14 protein-coding genes and 1 pseudogene are annotated in these 14,539 nt (G+C 65.1%); 10 read left to right on the top strand and 5 right to left on the bottom strand.

Features of this window, described 5'->3' with window-relative positions:
* Positions 1-21 precede the first annotated feature (21 nt).
* The 4 genes and pseudogenes from purM (at position 22) to WP12_RS18845 (ending at position 2,812) form a co-directional block, all read left to right on the top strand.
* A complete protein-coding gene (purM, locus tag WP12_RS18830) occupies positions 22-1,128 on the top strand; it encodes a phosphoribosylformylglycinamidine cyclo-ligase (protein WP_046195232.1) in 1,107 nt (368 codons plus the stop codon).
* A gap of 106 nt (positions 1,129-1,234) precedes the next feature.
* Positions 1,235-1,795: pseudogene (gene purN, locus WP12_RS18835) on the top strand (phosphoribosylglycinamide formyltransferase); the annotation flags it as partial.
* A gap of 7 nt (positions 1,796-1,802) precedes the next feature.
* Positions 1,803-2,432 carry a hypothetical protein gene (locus WP12_RS18840; protein ID WP_046195234.1) on the top strand — a complete coding sequence of 210 codons (630 nt, stop codon included), beginning with the start codon at positions 1,803-1,805 and terminating at the stop codon, positions 2,430-2,432.
* Positions 2,432-2,812, top strand: a complete 381-nt coding sequence (locus WP12_RS18845) for an MmcQ/YjbR family DNA-binding protein (protein WP_046195235.1) — start codon at positions 2,432-2,434, stop codon at positions 2,810-2,812. The genes WP12_RS18840 and WP12_RS18845 overlap by 1 nt, the downstream gene beginning before the upstream one ends.
* Positions 2,813-2,825: 13 nt before the next feature.
* Here WP12_RS18845 and WP12_RS18850 read toward each other — a convergent pair whose 3' ends face one another.
* Positions 2,826-3,353, bottom strand: a complete 528-nt coding sequence (locus tag WP12_RS18850) for a GNAT family N-acetyltransferase (protein WP_046195236.1) — start codon at positions 3,351-3,353, stop codon at positions 2,826-2,828.
* A 2-nt stretch (positions 3,354-3,355) separates the two neighbouring features.
* Positions 3,356-3,778 carry a nucleoside-diphosphate kinase gene (ndk, locus tag WP12_RS18855; RefSeq protein WP_046195237.1) on the bottom strand — a complete coding sequence of 141 codons (423 nt, stop codon included), beginning with the start codon at positions 3,776-3,778 and terminating at the stop codon, positions 3,356-3,358.
* Positions 3,779-3,959: 181 nt separating this feature from the next.
* On the opposite strand from ndk, the gene WP12_RS18860 reads away from it, so the two are divergent.
* The 5 genes from WP12_RS18860 to WP12_RS18880 all read left to right on the top strand — a co-directional run bounded on the left by WP12_RS18860 (position 3,960) and on the right by WP12_RS18880 (position 9,956).
* The gene (locus WP12_RS18860; protein ID WP_046195250.1) at positions 3,960-4,346 is read left to right on the top strand and encodes a hypothetical protein; all 387 of its coding nucleotides are present in this window, start codon (positions 3,960-3,962) and stop codon (positions 4,344-4,346) included.
* Positions 4,347-4,579: 233 nt separating this feature from the next.
* Entirely contained in the window at positions 4,580-8,023 is a 3,444-nt protein-coding gene (locus WP12_RS18865) for a pyruvate carboxylase (protein ID WP_046195251.1), read from the top strand.
* Between the two features lie 69 nt (positions 8,024-8,092).
* Positions 8,093-8,929 (top strand): AIM24 family protein, encoded by an 837-nt coding sequence (locus WP12_RS18870; protein ID WP_046195238.1) that lies wholly within the window; start codon positions 8,093-8,095, stop codon positions 8,927-8,929.
* Between the two features lie 78 nt (positions 8,930-9,007).
* Positions 9,008-9,310: a hypothetical protein gene (locus tag WP12_RS18875; protein ID WP_046195239.1), complete on the top strand. Its 303-nt coding sequence runs from the start codon at positions 9,008-9,010 to the stop codon at positions 9,308-9,310.
* Between the two features lie 400 nt (positions 9,311-9,710).
* The gene (locus tag WP12_RS18880) at positions 9,711-9,956 is read left to right on the top strand and encodes an antitoxin Xre/MbcA/ParS toxin-binding domain-containing protein (protein WP_046195240.1); all 246 of its coding nucleotides are present in this window, start codon (positions 9,711-9,713) and stop codon (positions 9,954-9,956) included.
* Positions 9,957-10,413: 457 nt separating this feature from the next.
* On the opposite strand, the gene WP12_RS23590 is transcribed toward WP12_RS18880, so the two are convergent.
* The 3 genes from WP12_RS23590 to WP12_RS18895 are packed head-to-tail and all read right to left on the bottom strand — an operon-like array spanning position 10,414 to position 14,166.
* Positions 10,414-11,490, bottom strand: coding sequence for a nucleotidyltransferase family protein (locus tag WP12_RS23590; protein WP_084691239.1), 1,077 nt, complete (start codon positions 11,488-11,490; stop codon positions 10,414-10,416).
* The gene (locus WP12_RS18890; RefSeq protein WP_046195241.1) at positions 11,483-12,655 is read right to left on the bottom strand and encodes a PqqD family peptide modification chaperone; all 1,173 of its coding nucleotides are present in this window, start codon (positions 12,653-12,655) and stop codon (positions 11,483-11,485) included. Before WP12_RS18890 ends, WP12_RS23590 begins: the two co-directional genes overlap by 8 nt.
* Positions 12,655-14,166: a L,D-transpeptidase family protein gene (locus tag WP12_RS18895; protein ID WP_046195242.1), complete on the bottom strand. Its 1,512-nt coding sequence runs from the start codon at positions 14,164-14,166 to the stop codon at positions 12,655-12,657. Before WP12_RS18895 ends, WP12_RS18890 begins: the two co-directional genes overlap by 1 nt.
* Between WP12_RS18895 and WP12_RS25400 the strand changes: the two genes are divergently transcribed.
* Positions 14,165-14,446 (top strand): hypothetical protein, encoded by a 282-nt coding sequence (locus WP12_RS25400; protein WP_046195243.1) that lies wholly within the window; start codon positions 14,165-14,167, stop codon positions 14,444-14,446. The two genes, WP12_RS18895 and WP12_RS25400, sit on opposite strands and share 2 nt — an antisense overlap.
* Positions 14,447-14,539: the final 93 nt, after the last annotated feature.

Consider the following 14,539-nt stretch of genomic DNA (forward strand, 5'->3'; position numbering starts at 1 on the left):
GATATGTCTAGGGCGGCGTCCATGGTGAACAGCACGCACAATGAAGAGCCCTATACCTACGCCAAGGCCGGCGTGTCGATCGCGGCGGGCAACGCCCTCGTCAAGGCGATCGGGCCCCTCGCCAAATCGACGCGGAGGCCCGGCGCGGATGCCGATCTCGGCGGCTTCGGTGGCTTCTTCGACCTCAAGGCTGCGGGCTATAAGGATCCGCTGCTGGTCGCCGCCAATGACGGCGTCGGTACCAAGCTGAAGCTCGCGATCGACAGCGGACGGCATGACGGAGTCGGCATCGATCTCGTCGCCATGTGCGCCAACGACCTTATAGTCCAGGGCGCGGAGCCGCTGTTCTTCCTCGACTATTTCGCAACTGGCAAGCTCGACAACGGCGTTGCCGAGCGGGTGATCGCCGGCATCGCGGAAGGCTGCAAGCTCGCCGGCTGCGCGCTGATCGGTGGCGAAACCGCCGAGATGCCCGGCATGTACGCCGCCGGCGACTATGATCTGGCCGGCTTCTGCGTCGGCGCGGTCGAGCGCGAAGAGGCGCTGACCGGCAACCGGGTATCGGCCGGCGACGTCATCCTCAGCCTCGCCTCGTCGGGCGTGCATTCGAACGGCTTCTCGCTGGTCCGCCGCCTCGCCGCCGACAAGGGCTGGAAGCTCGACCGACCGGCCCTGTTCGATCAGGACGTACTGCTGATCGAGGCGCTGCTGGCGCCGACCCGCATCTATGTGAAGTCACTGCTGCCGCAGGTCCGCTCTGGCAAGGTGCGGGCGATGGCGCATATCACCGGCGGCGGCCTGCTCGAAAATATCCCCCGCGTGCTGCCCGAAGGCCTGCACGCGCATGTCGACGCCGACGGGTGGGAGCAGCCACGGCTGATGGCCTTCCTCCAGGCACAGGGCAATATCGAACCCGAAGAGATGGCGCGGACCTTCAACTGCGGCATCGGCATGGCGCTGATCGTCGCCGAAGGCGATGTCGCGGGCGTCACCAGCGCGCTCGAAGCCGCCGGAGAGACCGTGCTGCGCGTCGGCCATATCGCCGCGGGCGACAAGGGCTGCACCGTGACAGGCTCGACCGAAACGTGGAGCGCGCGGTCCGACTGGTCGGCGACGCATCTGGGGTGATGCTCAACCTTCCCGTCGCCCCGGCGGAGGCCGGGGCCGTCATCGCTGGTAAATCGACGTTGCCCCAAGGGCATGGCGGCCCCGGCCTCCGCCGGGGCGACGGCATATGACCAAAGCCCCTCTCGGCATCCTGATTTCGGGGCGCGGCAGCAACATGGCGCGACTGATCGAGGCTGCGCGGGCGGACGACTGCCCCTATGAGGTCGTGCTGGTCGCCTCGAACAATCCCGAGGCCGCCGGCCTCGCCACCGCGCGAAATGCCGGCATCGCCACCTTCGCGCACAGCCACAAGGGCCTGCCCCGCGCCGAGTTCGACATGATCATGGATGGGGCGCTACGCGACGCCGGGGTCCGCTATATCGCACTCGCGGGCTATATGCGGATATTGAGCGACGCCTTCGTCACCGGCTGGACGGGACGGATGCTCAACATCCACCCCTCGCTGCTGCCGCTCTACAAGGGCCTCGACACCCATGGCCGGGCGATAACGGCGGGCGATGCGGAGGGCGGATGCTCGGTCCATCTCGTCACCCCCGAACTTGACGATGGCCGGGTGATCGCCCAGGCGCGCGTTCCGATCCTGCCCGGCGATACCGCCGACAGTCTCGCCGCCCGCGTTCTCGTCGAAGAGCACCGGCTTTATCCCGAGGCGCTGGCCGCCTATATCCGGGATCATGGCTGACGAAGTTTCCGAAGGCGCGATGCGCCGGCGCTGGGTGCGATGGCTGACGCTGGCGGAGATATTGGGCGTCGCCGCCCTGCTCATCTCCGCGCTGACCCTGTGGAACAACTATAGCGAGCGCCGCGCGGGCGAGGAAAGTCGCACCGCCGAGGACCGCAAGGCAAGCACCCGCGCCCGCGCGCTCGTGCTCAAGGCGACTCGTGAGAAGGATGGCGACCGGCTGGCGCTTACTGCCGGGTCGGCCGACCAGATCATCCAGGGCCAGACGATCGCCTTTCCAAAGGCGCTGGGCGTCGACCCCGTCGACAGCACCGATCCGCGCATCGAAGCGAGCTGGTTCGCCGATGGCCTGAAACAGGCCCGCCATGACGCCGGTGAGGAGGAACGCGTGCGCGGCGATGCGCGCCTGCCGGTCGCCATCACCACCCGCTTCACCGTCAACGGCGACCTCGCCGAAGATGTGACGCTGTACGATGTCGGCTACACGACCGAGAGCGGGGGTCTGCTCGGCGGCACCTCGATCAAATTGCGCGGACTGTCGCTGATCGGGCGGAGCAGCGCCAAGGCCGCCCCGGGGCGCATCGACGCGCTGTGGAAGGCCCGGCATAAAGGGAAAAGCTGATGGCGGCGGCCGATCCTCGGCAGGTCCACGCCCGGATCGGCAAGCTGGCGATGGCGTTGCCGCAGGTCGAGGAGAAGCTATCGCATGGTTCGCCCTGCTGGCGGGTCGCCGACAAGCGGATGTTCGCTTACTTCTGGCACAATCATCATGGCGACGAACGCACGGCCCTCCTGATCAAGGCGAGCGGGATCGAGGAGCAGGAGATGCTCATCGAGATGGACCCTGAAGTCTATTTCAAGCCGCCCTATCTCGGCCCGTCGGGCTGGGTCGGCCTGAGGCTCGACCAGCCCGATACCGACTGGGAGCTTGTCGAACATCGTTTGCGCGAAAGCTGGCGGCTGAATGCACCGGCGAAGTTGGTGGCGATGCTGGAATTCTGAAGTGTAGCGCGCGCTACAGGTCCATGCCGAAGATCAGATCGTTGAACGTCGCGTCGCCAATCTGGAAGGTGCGGGTCCCGATCAGGTCGCAGCCGATCCGCCGGTAGAAGGCGATCGCGCTCGCATTTTCGGAATAGACGCCGATCAGGAAACGGCGCTTGCCCATCGCGCGGGCATAGCCGATCGTCTGCTCGATCAACCGCCGGCCAAGGCCGCCCCCCTGCCATTTGGACAGGAGGTAAATGCGCCGCAGCTCGATATCTTCGGGCTTCAGCTCGATCGGCAGGTCGGGCGTAGTGAGCAGCGCATAGCCGACCGGAACGCCCGTCACGGGCATCTCGGCGATCCATATGGCGGCATCGGGGTGGCGGGCGAAGCCGCGCCAGGCATCGAAGCTGTTCTTCGCGCCGTTATGCGCGACCATGTCGGTGATGCCGATCATGTGCGCATAGGTTTCGAGGAAGGTCGCCGCGCCGATCATGCTCAGCGCGGCGGCATCATCCAGCCCCGCTCGTCGGATGACGATGGCGGGGCTTTCCATTTTTAGCCGACGATCTCTTCCGGCTTGAAGAAATAGGCGATCTCGATCGCCGCATTTTCCAGGCTGTCCGACCCATGGACGGTGTTCGCCTCGATCGACTCCGCGAACTCCTTGCGGATCGTGCCGGCATCGGCGTTGGCGGGGTTGGTCGCGCCCATGACTTCGCGGTTGCGAGCCATGGCGTTTTCGCCTTCGAGGACCTGGACCACGACCGGGCCCGAGATCATGAAGCTGACCAGCTCGCCGAAGAAGGGCCGTTCCTTATGGACGGCGTAGAAACCCTCGGCCTGTTCCTTGGTCATGTGGATGCGCTTGGAAGCGACGACGCGCAGGCCCGCCTCCTCGAGCTTGGCCGTGACAGCGCCGGTAAGGTTGCGACGCGTGGCGTCGGGCTTGATAATCGAAAAGGTACGTTCGGTCGCCATGGCCGAGCGGCTCCATATCTTGAGTTTCGTTGGAAGATGGGCGCGCCTTTAGAACGTGCGCTGCGATATGGCAAGGCGCGCGGGTCATGGCGCGTCCGCCGTTATTCCTGGGTTCAGCTTGGCCGGCCCATTGTCCACACTGGTCGAGTCCCGTGCGGGCCGGCCGGGTAAGGAGGATGAAATGCGTAAGATCTTCAAGGGACTTGCCGTTGCGCTGGCGTTCACCAGCGTAGTGGCGGCGTCGGTTCCGGCCGAAGCACGACGCGGCGATGACCGACATGGCTATCGTGGCGATCATCGCGGCTGGGACGGCAATCGCGGCTGGCGCGGCGATCGCCATGATCGTGGATATCGCTATGATCGTGGATATCGCGGCTATTATGGCGGCCGCGGCTATTATAGTCCGCGCCGCTACTATTATGCGCCGCGCTATGGCTATGGCTATGGATATGGTTATGGCCATCCCCGCTATCGCTATCATGGTCATCGCCACGGCGATGATGCCCTGATCGCGGGCATTGCGGGTCTGGCGATCGGCGCCGCGATCGCATCAAGCAACGACTACTGAACCACTCTCCGGCGATGCATCCAGCCTTGGCCGATATGGCCTCGGCATCGCCGGAAATGCCTGGCTGCCCCGACACCCTCTGATCCCGCGCCCGATCGCGCGACATACCTAATTTATTCTCCCGCCGTCACAGACTCTTGTGTCTCGCGCTGGTGCGGTGCAACATTGCGTGAAACTGTATCCACATTATACAGCCGCAATTTCCACCACCCGCGAACATCAAGAGGTTCATGATGGCCCGCCCGATCCGCCGCCTGCTCGTCGCCAACCGGTCGGAAATCGCGATTCGGGTCTTCCGCGCGGCGACCGAACTCGGCATCACCACGGTCGCCATCTATGCCGAGGAGGACAAACTGTCGCTCCACCGCTTCAAAGCGGACGAGGCCTATCATCTCGGCGACGGCGTCGGCCCGATCGCGGCCTATCTCGACTATCAGCGGATCATCGACATCGCGGTGAAGGCGAAGGTCGACGCGATCCATCCGGGCTATGGCTTCCTGTCCGAAAACCCGGATTTCGCCGAGGCCTGCGCCGCGGCGGGGATCATCTTCATCGGCCCCTCCCCCAATACGATGCGCCAGCTGGGCGACAAGGTCTCGGCGCGCCACATCGCCGAGCAGGCCAAGGTGCCGGTGGTGCCCGCAACCGAACCGCTGCCCGACGACGAGGACGAGATCGCGAAGCTTGCCGCGAAGGTCGGCTATCCGCTGATGCTCAAGGCGAGTTGGGGCGGCGGCGGGCGCGGGATGCGGCCGATCGAGAATGAGTCCCAGCTCATCGAATCGGTACGCTCGGGCAAGCGCGAGGCCAAGGCCGCCTTTGGCCGCGACGAGGTCTATCTCGAAAAGCTGATCCGCCGCGCCCGCCATGTCGAGGTCCAGCTGCTTGGCGACAGCCACGGCAATCTCTTCCACCTGTTCGAGCGCGACTGCTCCATCCAGCGCCGCAACCAGAAAGTGATCGAACGGGCGCCCGCCCCCTATCTCGACGAGGCGACCCGTATCGCGCTGTGCGGCGCGGCGATCCGCATCGGCGAAGTGACCGGCTATTGCGGCGCGGGCACGGTCGAATTTCTGATGGATGAGACCGACGGGGCCTTCTACTTCATCGAGGTCAATCCGCGCATTCAGGTCGAGCATACCGTCACCGAGACCGTCACGGGCATCGATATCGTCAAGGCGCAGATCAAGATCGCCGAGGGTGGCCGGTTAGGCCTTACCGAAGAAACGGGCGTGCCGCCACAGGCCGATATCCGCCTGAACGGCCATGCCCTTCAGTGCCGGATCACCACCGAGGATCCCGAGAATAGTTTCATTCCCGACTATGGCCGGATTACTGCCTATCGCGGCGCTTTCGGCTATGGCATCCGGGTCGATGGCGGCACCGCCTATTCTGGCGCGGTCGTCACCCGCCATTATGATCCGCTGCTGGAAAAGATCACCGCCTGGGCCCCGACTTCGGACGAGGTGGTGGCCCGCATGGTTCGTGCGCTCCGTGAATATCGCATCCGTGGCGTCGCGACGAACCTCAACTTTGTCGAGAATGTGCTGACCCATCCGGATTTCCGGGCGAACCGCTACACCACCAAATTTATCGATGACACGCCCGAACTTCTCGCCCCCGCCCAGCGCCAGGACCGCGCGACCCGGCTGCTGCGCTACATCGCCGATGTCACCGTCAACGGCCATCCCGACGTCACGGGCCGCGCGAAGCCGCCCGCCTCGGCACGCCCGCCCAAGGCCCCAAGGCCGGTCGCCAAACCCGCGCCGGGCACTCGCCAAATCTTCGAGCGCGACGGCGCAGCCGGCCTCGCCCGTTGGATGCGTTCGCAAAGTCAGGCGCTGATCACCGACACGACGATGCGCGACGCGCACCAGTCGCTGCTCGCGACGCGGATGCGCTCGGCCGACATGATCGCGGTGGCGGAAACCTATGCCACCGGCCTGCCCCAACTGTTCAGTCTCGAATGCTGGGGCGGCGCCACCTTCGACGTATCGATGCGCTTCCTGCAGGAAGACCCGTGGGAACGCCTCGCCGCGATTCGTGATCGCGCGCCCAATCTTCTCACCCAGATGCTGCTGCGCGGCGCGAACGGGGTCGGCTACACCAATTATCCCGACAACGTCGTCCGGCATTTCATTGCCCAGGCGGCGCAGGGCATCGATATCTTCCGCATCTTCGACTGCCTTAACTGGGTCGAGAATATGCGTGTCGCCATCGACGCCGTGGTCGAAAGCGGAAAAATCGCCGAAGGAGCGCTCTGCTATACCGGCGATATCCTCGATCCCAATCGCGCCAAATACAGCCTGGCTTATTATGTCGATCTCGCCCGCCAGCTCGAAGCCGCCGGCTGTCACATCCTCGCGATCAAGGACATGGCCGGCTTGCTCAAGCCCGCCGCCGCGACCGTGCTGGTCAGGGCGCTGCGCGACGCGACAGATATGCCGATCCACCTTCACACCCATGACACGTCGGGCGCGGCGGCAGCGACGCTGCTTGCCGCGATCGACGCCGGGGTCGATGCGGTCGACGCCGCGATCGACGCTATGTCGGGCACAACCTCGCAACCCTGCCTCGGCTCGGTGGTCGAGGCGCTGCGCCACACGCCGCGCGACACCGGCCTCGACGGCAGGACGATCCGCGAGCTGAGCTTCTACTGGGAAGCGGTGCGCACTCAGTACACCGCCTTCGAAAGCGACCTGAAATCGGGAGCTTCCGAAGTCTATCTGCACGAGATGCCCGGCGGCCAGTTCACCAACTTGCGCGAACAGGCACGCAGCCTTGGCCTCGAAACCCGCTGGCATGAGGTCGCGCGCGCCTATCATGACGCCAACATGCTGTTCGGCGACATCGTCAAGGTCACCCCCTCGTCCAAGGTGGTCGGCGACATGGCGCTGATGATGGTCGCGCAGGACCTCGCCCCAGAGGACGTGCTCGATCCGGCGCAGGACATCGCCTTTCCCGGATCGGTGGTGGAAATGCTGCGCGGCGACCTGGGCCAGCCGCCGGGCGGGTGGCCCGAGGCGATCTCGAAGCGCGTTCTAGGCGACGAAAAACCCTATACCGATCGGCCTGCCGCCCTGCTGCCGCCGGTCGATCTCGCCGCGACCCGCAAGACCGCCGAGGAACAATGCGGCCGCCCGCTCAGCGAACAGGAATTCGCCAGCTATCTGATGTACCCCAAGGTTTTCGCGGGCTTCGCCGAGGCGCAGCGCCAATATGGCCCGGTGGCCGCACTGCCTACGCCGATCTATTTCTATGGCATGTCGCCCGGCGACGAGATCACGGTCGAGATCGATCAGGGCAAGTCGCTGGTCGTCACGCTGCAGGCGATCGGCGACACCGAAGAGGACGGCAGCGTCCGCCTGTTCTTTGAGCTGAATGGTCAGCCGCGGATCATCACCATGGCCAACCGCCGCGCCAGCGCGACGAGGCCTCAGCGGCGTGTCGCGGACCCGGCCAATGACGGCCATGTCGCGGCCCCCATGCCGGGCGTCGTCTCGACCGTGAACACTGCGGCGGGCCAGCACGTCGAGGAAGGCCAGCTGCTGCTGACGCTGGAGGCGATGAAGATGGAAGTCTCGGTCTTCGCAAAGAAGGCGGGCACGGTGGCTGAGCTGACCGTCGCCCCCGGACAATCGGTCGACGCGAAGGACCTTCTGGCGGTCTTGAGCTGAAACAGCGCGACCCTATAATCGTCATGCTGACCATGTTCAGCATGACGCTCTATTTTCAAAGGCTTGATCATGTCCTCTCCCAGCCCGTGGCAGCATCATCGCAAAGCCGGCATCGCCGACGATATTGATTTCGAGAGCAACGGGCAGGAGCTCCAGTTTGTCGAGATCGAGCTCGATCCCGGCGAGAGCGCGGTCGCCGAAGCCGGGGCGCTGGTCTGGAAGGATGCGCCGATCGGCATGACCACCGTGTTCGGCGACGGCAGCGGCGGCAGCGACAACGGCTTCATGGGCAAGCTGCTTGGCGCAGGTAAAAGGCTGATCACCGGGGAAAGCCTGTTTACCACCGTCTTCACCCATAACGGTCATGGCAAGGCGCGGGTCGCCTTTGCTTCCCCTACCCCCGGCGCGATCCTGCCGCTGCGGCTGGGCGATTATGGCGGCAGCATCATCTGCCAGAAGGATAGCTTCCTTGCCGCCGCCAAGGGCGTTTCGATCGGCGTCCATTTCCAGCGCAAGGTAATGACCGGCCTGTTCGGCGGCGAAGGCTTCATCATGCAGCGGCTCGACGGCGACGGCTGGGTGTTCGTGCAGATGGGCGGCACCGTCGTCGAGCGCGAGCTGGCGGCGGGTCAGGAACTCCACGTCGATACCGGCTGCCTCGCGGCCTACACGCCCAGCGTCGAGTTCGATCTCGTCGCCGCCGGCGGGGTGAAGAGCGTGTTCTTCGGTGGCGAGGGACTGTTCTTCGCGCGGCTAACCGGTCCCGGCAAGGTCTGGATCCAGTCGCTGCCCTTCTCGCGCCTGGCCGGCCGCATGCTCGCCGCGGCGGGCAGCCGGGGCGGCCAGAATCGGGGCGAAGGATCGGTGCTCGGCGGCCTCGGTGATCTCATCGGCGGCAATAACTGACCGCTTTTCCGGTCTGGGGGGATTGAATCGGCGCGGGGTCTGACGGATTATCGTTCCGTAAGCTGAGAGGATCGCGCCATGGACACAACCGAGAATCGAAAATTTCGCGAGTCCGTCGATCTGTTAGGCCTGCGCGCGCAAGTGACCGCCGTCGGCTTCGTCCAGCTCGCAGTCGAACTGAAGCAGGCCGGCATTCTCGACGAGGCGGCGCTGGGCAGAATAAAGGATGCCATTTGTGGCGATCTCATGCTGTCGAGGCCGGCCGCGGTCAACCGGGAGGAATATGAGCGCTCGATTCGTCGGCGGCTGGACGCTCTATTTCAGGGAAGAGAACCCGTTGGGAAAACTCCTCCGGGATTCCTGCCGCAATCCGCCGCGTGAATTTTGTTGCAATGCAGCACCAACCCGGCGCTACTCATGATGTACGATCACAACGGAGCCACAAGGCCTCACCCGCGTGCGGCCCCATCGTTGCTTCACAATTGTAATATATTTGAACTATGAATTTCTTGTTCAGCGCTCGGTAAAAACTAATGTAGGTTAATCCACGGTTCATCAGGCTATAGATGAACCGATCACCTACCCGATAGGCTGTCATATACAGTCGACTTCCTACATTTTTAATAATCTAGCTAAGGGATTCTACGGAACCTCTGAGCTTATATGTGGTTTTACCTAGCAGTCGATGGTGCACCCATCGTCGGCTTGTAACAGGGAACCCATCGGTCACCGCCCCCCGACTGATGGGTTCTTTGATTCCACGTTGCATTGCGAGAGGATTATGAACGATTGGTTCGCCCGGCGTATTGCCGCGACGTTGCCGGCTGCCGACGCCATGTCGCGCCGAAGCAAAGCCGTCCGGGGAGCGCTGGAAAAATTCCATTGCCGTGACCGCGCGATGAAGTTCCTCAATATGCCGGATCCGTCGCATGGGGGCATGCGCCCTATCGATATCGCCGCTCGCGACGAGCATGGGCTTCAAACCGTGCTCGATCAGTTGCGAGCCGATTTACGACCGTGCCAATGACGGTCCGCCTTTCCTCCGAAACGCGCCCTGATGCGAACCGAAAGACGGGCATATGGCGCGCGTCATGATTGCCGCGGCCCTGCTGGCATCGTTTTCGTCGGGCTGTCCGGCATCGGCCCGGGTGCCTGACCGCCCCCCCTCGCCTTCGGCAATCGCCGACAGCGAACCTCGCGCGCGTATCCGCGCCGATACCATGTCCAATGGTCTGTCGCGAAATGCCTTCACGCTATGGCGAAAGAACAATGCTGATCTTGCCGGAATATCGCGACGCGATCGCGATCGGCCGGATCGATCATCTGATGATTTCGCGACCGCGGATGTGAACCGGGACCGGTTGATATCGCCCGCCGAACTCGCCGACTGGATTTCTTCACGACACCCGGCCCCCGTCCGCAAGCCACGTACGCCGCCCGGTAGCTGACGAGCTGCGCCAGCCGATGACTACCGCAGGACAATATTAAATCTTGCCTGACCTGACCGACAGGATTCTCCTGAACCTCTCCAAACGTACTGATACGGATGTTCCACTACTCGTCGCACGGCCGAAGACGCGTCGGCGCTCCAGCGTGACAGCTGCGCGGTGATCCAGCAGCTTCGGCAGGCTCAGCAGGGCCGCAAGCGCGGCCAGGGGAACGCGTAATATCGGAAAGCTGAATTGGAGGAGCCATCGGCGATGGGTCCACAGGCCATCACGCGCCTCATCGTCCCCCAGTTTGATATCGCCCGCAAGCCGTTGCATCGAAACGAGAACCGCGTCGAACGCCATCCGCACCAGCGGCGTTCCGCAGGCATTTCGCAACCAGCGCCGGTCGGTCGCGCTGACTTCCGATGCCAGCGCCCTGAGGTCGATCAGGTGCCTCAGGTCGAATCCGCCGCGCCAGAAGCCGCCGTCATGAAACTGGTCGTGCAGCAGCAGATAGAAGATCTGGCTCGCGGCATCCGGCACCAGGATCGACCGGCCGTTCAGACTAATCTCGCGGCGCCGCATCGCCAGTTCGGGAGTCTCGCTAAGCCCCGGAGGGCCGGGCGGGCGCTGATGAAGATCTATGTAGCCGGGATCGCCTGGCCGGCCGAGTTCGGCAACGACATGAACCTCCGCGCCTTGATAGCGTGCGGCCAGGCCGAAGCCCGCGCTCGACAACGCCGTCAGCGCCGCATCCACCTCGGCAGGCTCGACCAGAAGGTCGATGTCGCTCAGCATCCGGTCGAACGGCTGGTCCTCGGGCCATGTTGCCCGGCGGGCCGCGCCCTTCAACAGGGTCGGCACGATATTGACCGCCGTCAGCGCTGCCACCGCATCGTCCAGCGCTCTCCAGAGGCGCCTGTTCCGTTCGCGATTCCGCTGGCGCACATCCTCGAGAAATTCCGCCACATCGATTGGCAGAAGATTACGATGGCCTTCCAGGGCCGCCGTCAGTTGCGGCGTAACGAGGCTCTGATTGGCCAGCGCGAGCACATCTTCCCATCGGCAGTCGGCCGGCGGATCTCCACGGAGACAGGCCATGAGCTGGCGAAGCGCCCGGGCCCTACGCATGCACCGTTTCGCGCAGCAGGCGAACCGCCCCCGCCAGGTCCGAATAGATCAGCCGGCGGCAGGATATCCCCGAAAGCCGGTCAACCAGCGCCCGCAACGCGTCTCCTTGCAGATAATGGCGCGCCGAGAAGGCGCCCTGCAGCAATTCCCCCAGAAAACTGAGCGGCTCGATCGGCTCCAGCGTCGCAACCGCGCCTTCGCGTCGTGCGAGCAGGACGCCCCAACCAAGCCGTTCGATCTTTGGGCGAATCCAGCCTTCGATGGGTAGATATCGCACCTTCTGTCCGTCCCGGCGGATATGAACCGGCAGGCTCGACAGCCGGGGGACATAGTCGTGCAGGAGCGTCCATGCCCCGGACTTCGATGCCGGACTGAAGCTCACCCCCTCAAACCCGTGCCGGGGCGACACCCGGACGACGTCGTCCGCCGCATAGCCCCAACCTTCGGCCGCCAGCGCGACCGAAAGCGTCGTCTTGCCGGCGCCCGGTGGCCCGGACAGCAATATCCCCCGATTGTCCTGCGCCAGCAGCGCGGCATGGACGATAAAGCTGCTCCCATCGGTCGACTTGGCCAGCCGGTCGGTCAGCAGAGCCTTGATTTCAGGAATGATACGGTCGGCGGGAAACATCCCGATCACGGCGTCCTCGAACAACAGGAAATATTGGCCCGCCTCGGCCATCACCGCTACAACCGGCGCACGGACATCCGGTATCGTAATGAACTGCGCGAACAGCGAATGGATGATGCCGGCCAGAGGGTCCGACGCGCCGGCATGAATATCCAGCCGGCATTCGAATGCCCCGATCCGGAGGCTTAGCCGGGCACCAGGTACGTCGTGCGATGCGGACACCAGACCGCGCGGCGTCAGCAGCCCCGCTATGACCCATCCGCGGATCGCCTCGGTCACGAAATCCTGAGCATGGCGTCGCGCGATACCGGAGCGGACGAGACTGTCCTCCACCGCCTGAGCGCTGTCTCCCGCCGCCAGCGCGCGCCAGATCGCCGCGGCGCTATCATTCAGCTCGAAAAGTTGTTGCAATCGTTCGCTGAACAGGACCGATCGTTCGCCGACGGCGAAGCAAAGCACATCGGGCGCCGGCTCCATCCGCCGCTGGAGGATCGAGCCACTCTGGCGGACGCCGCTTTCCCGGAACTCGACTCCCATCACGCTCCCCCCATCGCGGCGAGCAGCGCCGGGTCGCGGCGATAGATGTCGGGATAGAAGACGATCCCGTCCTCCGTCGGCGCGGCGGTAAGATAGGCGATGTACACCGGTGTGGCGCGGGGAAGATCGACGCGCTGGTCGGGCCGGGCACGATCGGGAAGTTCCCGTCCCAGCAGCCATCTCGTCACCCGCTCGGCGTCTTCCAGCCGGATGCACCCGGCGCTGAGCCACCGCTGCTCCTGCCCGAACAGCGAACGCTCCGGCGTATCGTGCAAGTAAATGCCGAGTTCGTTGGGCAGCATGAACTTCACCCGGCCCATCTCGTTCCCGCCGCCCGGCCGTTGGCGCACGCGCAGGCTGACATCGCCCCGCGCGACGGCGCGCCAGTTGACCGCGCGCGGATCGAGGCGATGCGGCGCTTCGCTCCAGTCGGACAGCAGTTCGAGATTCCGTGAGGCGACATAAGCCGGTCCCCGGCGCAGGACATGCGGCGCCAGCCGGTCGCGGACCAGATCGACGGGCACGTTCCAATAGGGATTGAACACGGCATAGCGGATGTTGCCCGCCATCGCCGGGGTCTGCATGGCGGGGGAACCCGCGACGATGCGCATCGTCGACCGGATCTCGCCACCCTCGACGATCGATAGCCGGGCAGCGGCGATGTTTGCGAACAGCAGCCGGCCATCGAACGAAGTCGGCAGCGCCCTGGCCCGCTCCAGATTGGCGCGGATCAGCCGCTCATAATGGGCAGCGCCGCGATTGAGGGCGGCGATGGTCGCGGCATCGGCCCGGCCCGTGACCGGCAGGCCGTGCACCGTCTGGAATGTTTCGACTGCCGAGGCCAGCGCCGCATCGAACGGCATGCCGGTCGTGGCGGGCAGCCCCAGCCGCTGTCGCAAGGCCGATACCCGCCCCCCCTGCGCGCCGGTTGCGAGCATCGCTCCTTCGGTGATCCGGGTCTGCGGCAGGCGGGACCATGTCGCGCGATAGCTTGCGAGACGCTGACGGAGGGCATCGTAAATGGGGTTCACCCGGTCGATCACGTCGAGATAGCGGCGGCGCGAGGGCGCACGCGCCACTTCCTCCAGGACGCCCGCGGAATCCGACGGCGGCGCCAGCGCGGGATCGAGCCACGCGAGGCGCGCTGGCGCAACGCTATGGTGGAGGCGCCGCCGATAATCGCTCAGCGACAGCGACAGCAGCAGCTCCGCCCGCGCGACATCGCCCACATCGCCACTGCGTGCTGCGCCGATCGCGGCGGAAAGCCCGCTCCGCCGTTCGGGGATAGTCCGGGCGATCCGGTCCGCGAGTAACCGCGCTTCGGGAATGAGGCGCGCCCTCGGCCGCAGCAGCCAATGTCCGGCGGACTCGGACCAGAGCGGCTCGAAATCCCGGCTGCGATAGAAGGCCTCGACTGCCGCCGGAGCATCGCGGACTTCACCGGCCAGCGCCGACCGCAACGGCGATCCCTCATGATCGGCGGAACGCTGGCTCCAGAACAGCAACGCCATGACAGCCAGGAGCAAGAACGGCGCGACGAGGCGCGACATCCTGTGCGAAGGGAGCCGCCACGACCCGGTCGGCGAGCGCCAGGCCGCTGCGGGCATGGCTCAGCCGCGCTCGCCGGCCATGGCGATCATGCGAACTCGGGTTTTGGGAGCAGCCAATGCGCGCGGCGACGCGCCGCCGCCGCCCGCCGCCGGCATGCTGGCGACCGGCGCGGGTGCGGCCCCGCCGCCGCCGACCGGGCCGATACCCGATGGTGGAACGGCAGCCACACCGGTCGGCTGATCGAAATAGGGGTAGTTTATGTTGGGAGAGGACGGGCCACCCCCTCCTCCGCCGCCGCCGCCGCCGGGGCCTGGACCGGGGTAGCTGTCACCC

It is taken from the genome of Sphingomonas sp. SRS2, assembly GCF_000971055.1.
Lineage (GTDB): Bacteria > Pseudomonadota > Alphaproteobacteria > Sphingomonadales > Sphingomonadaceae > Rhizorhabdus.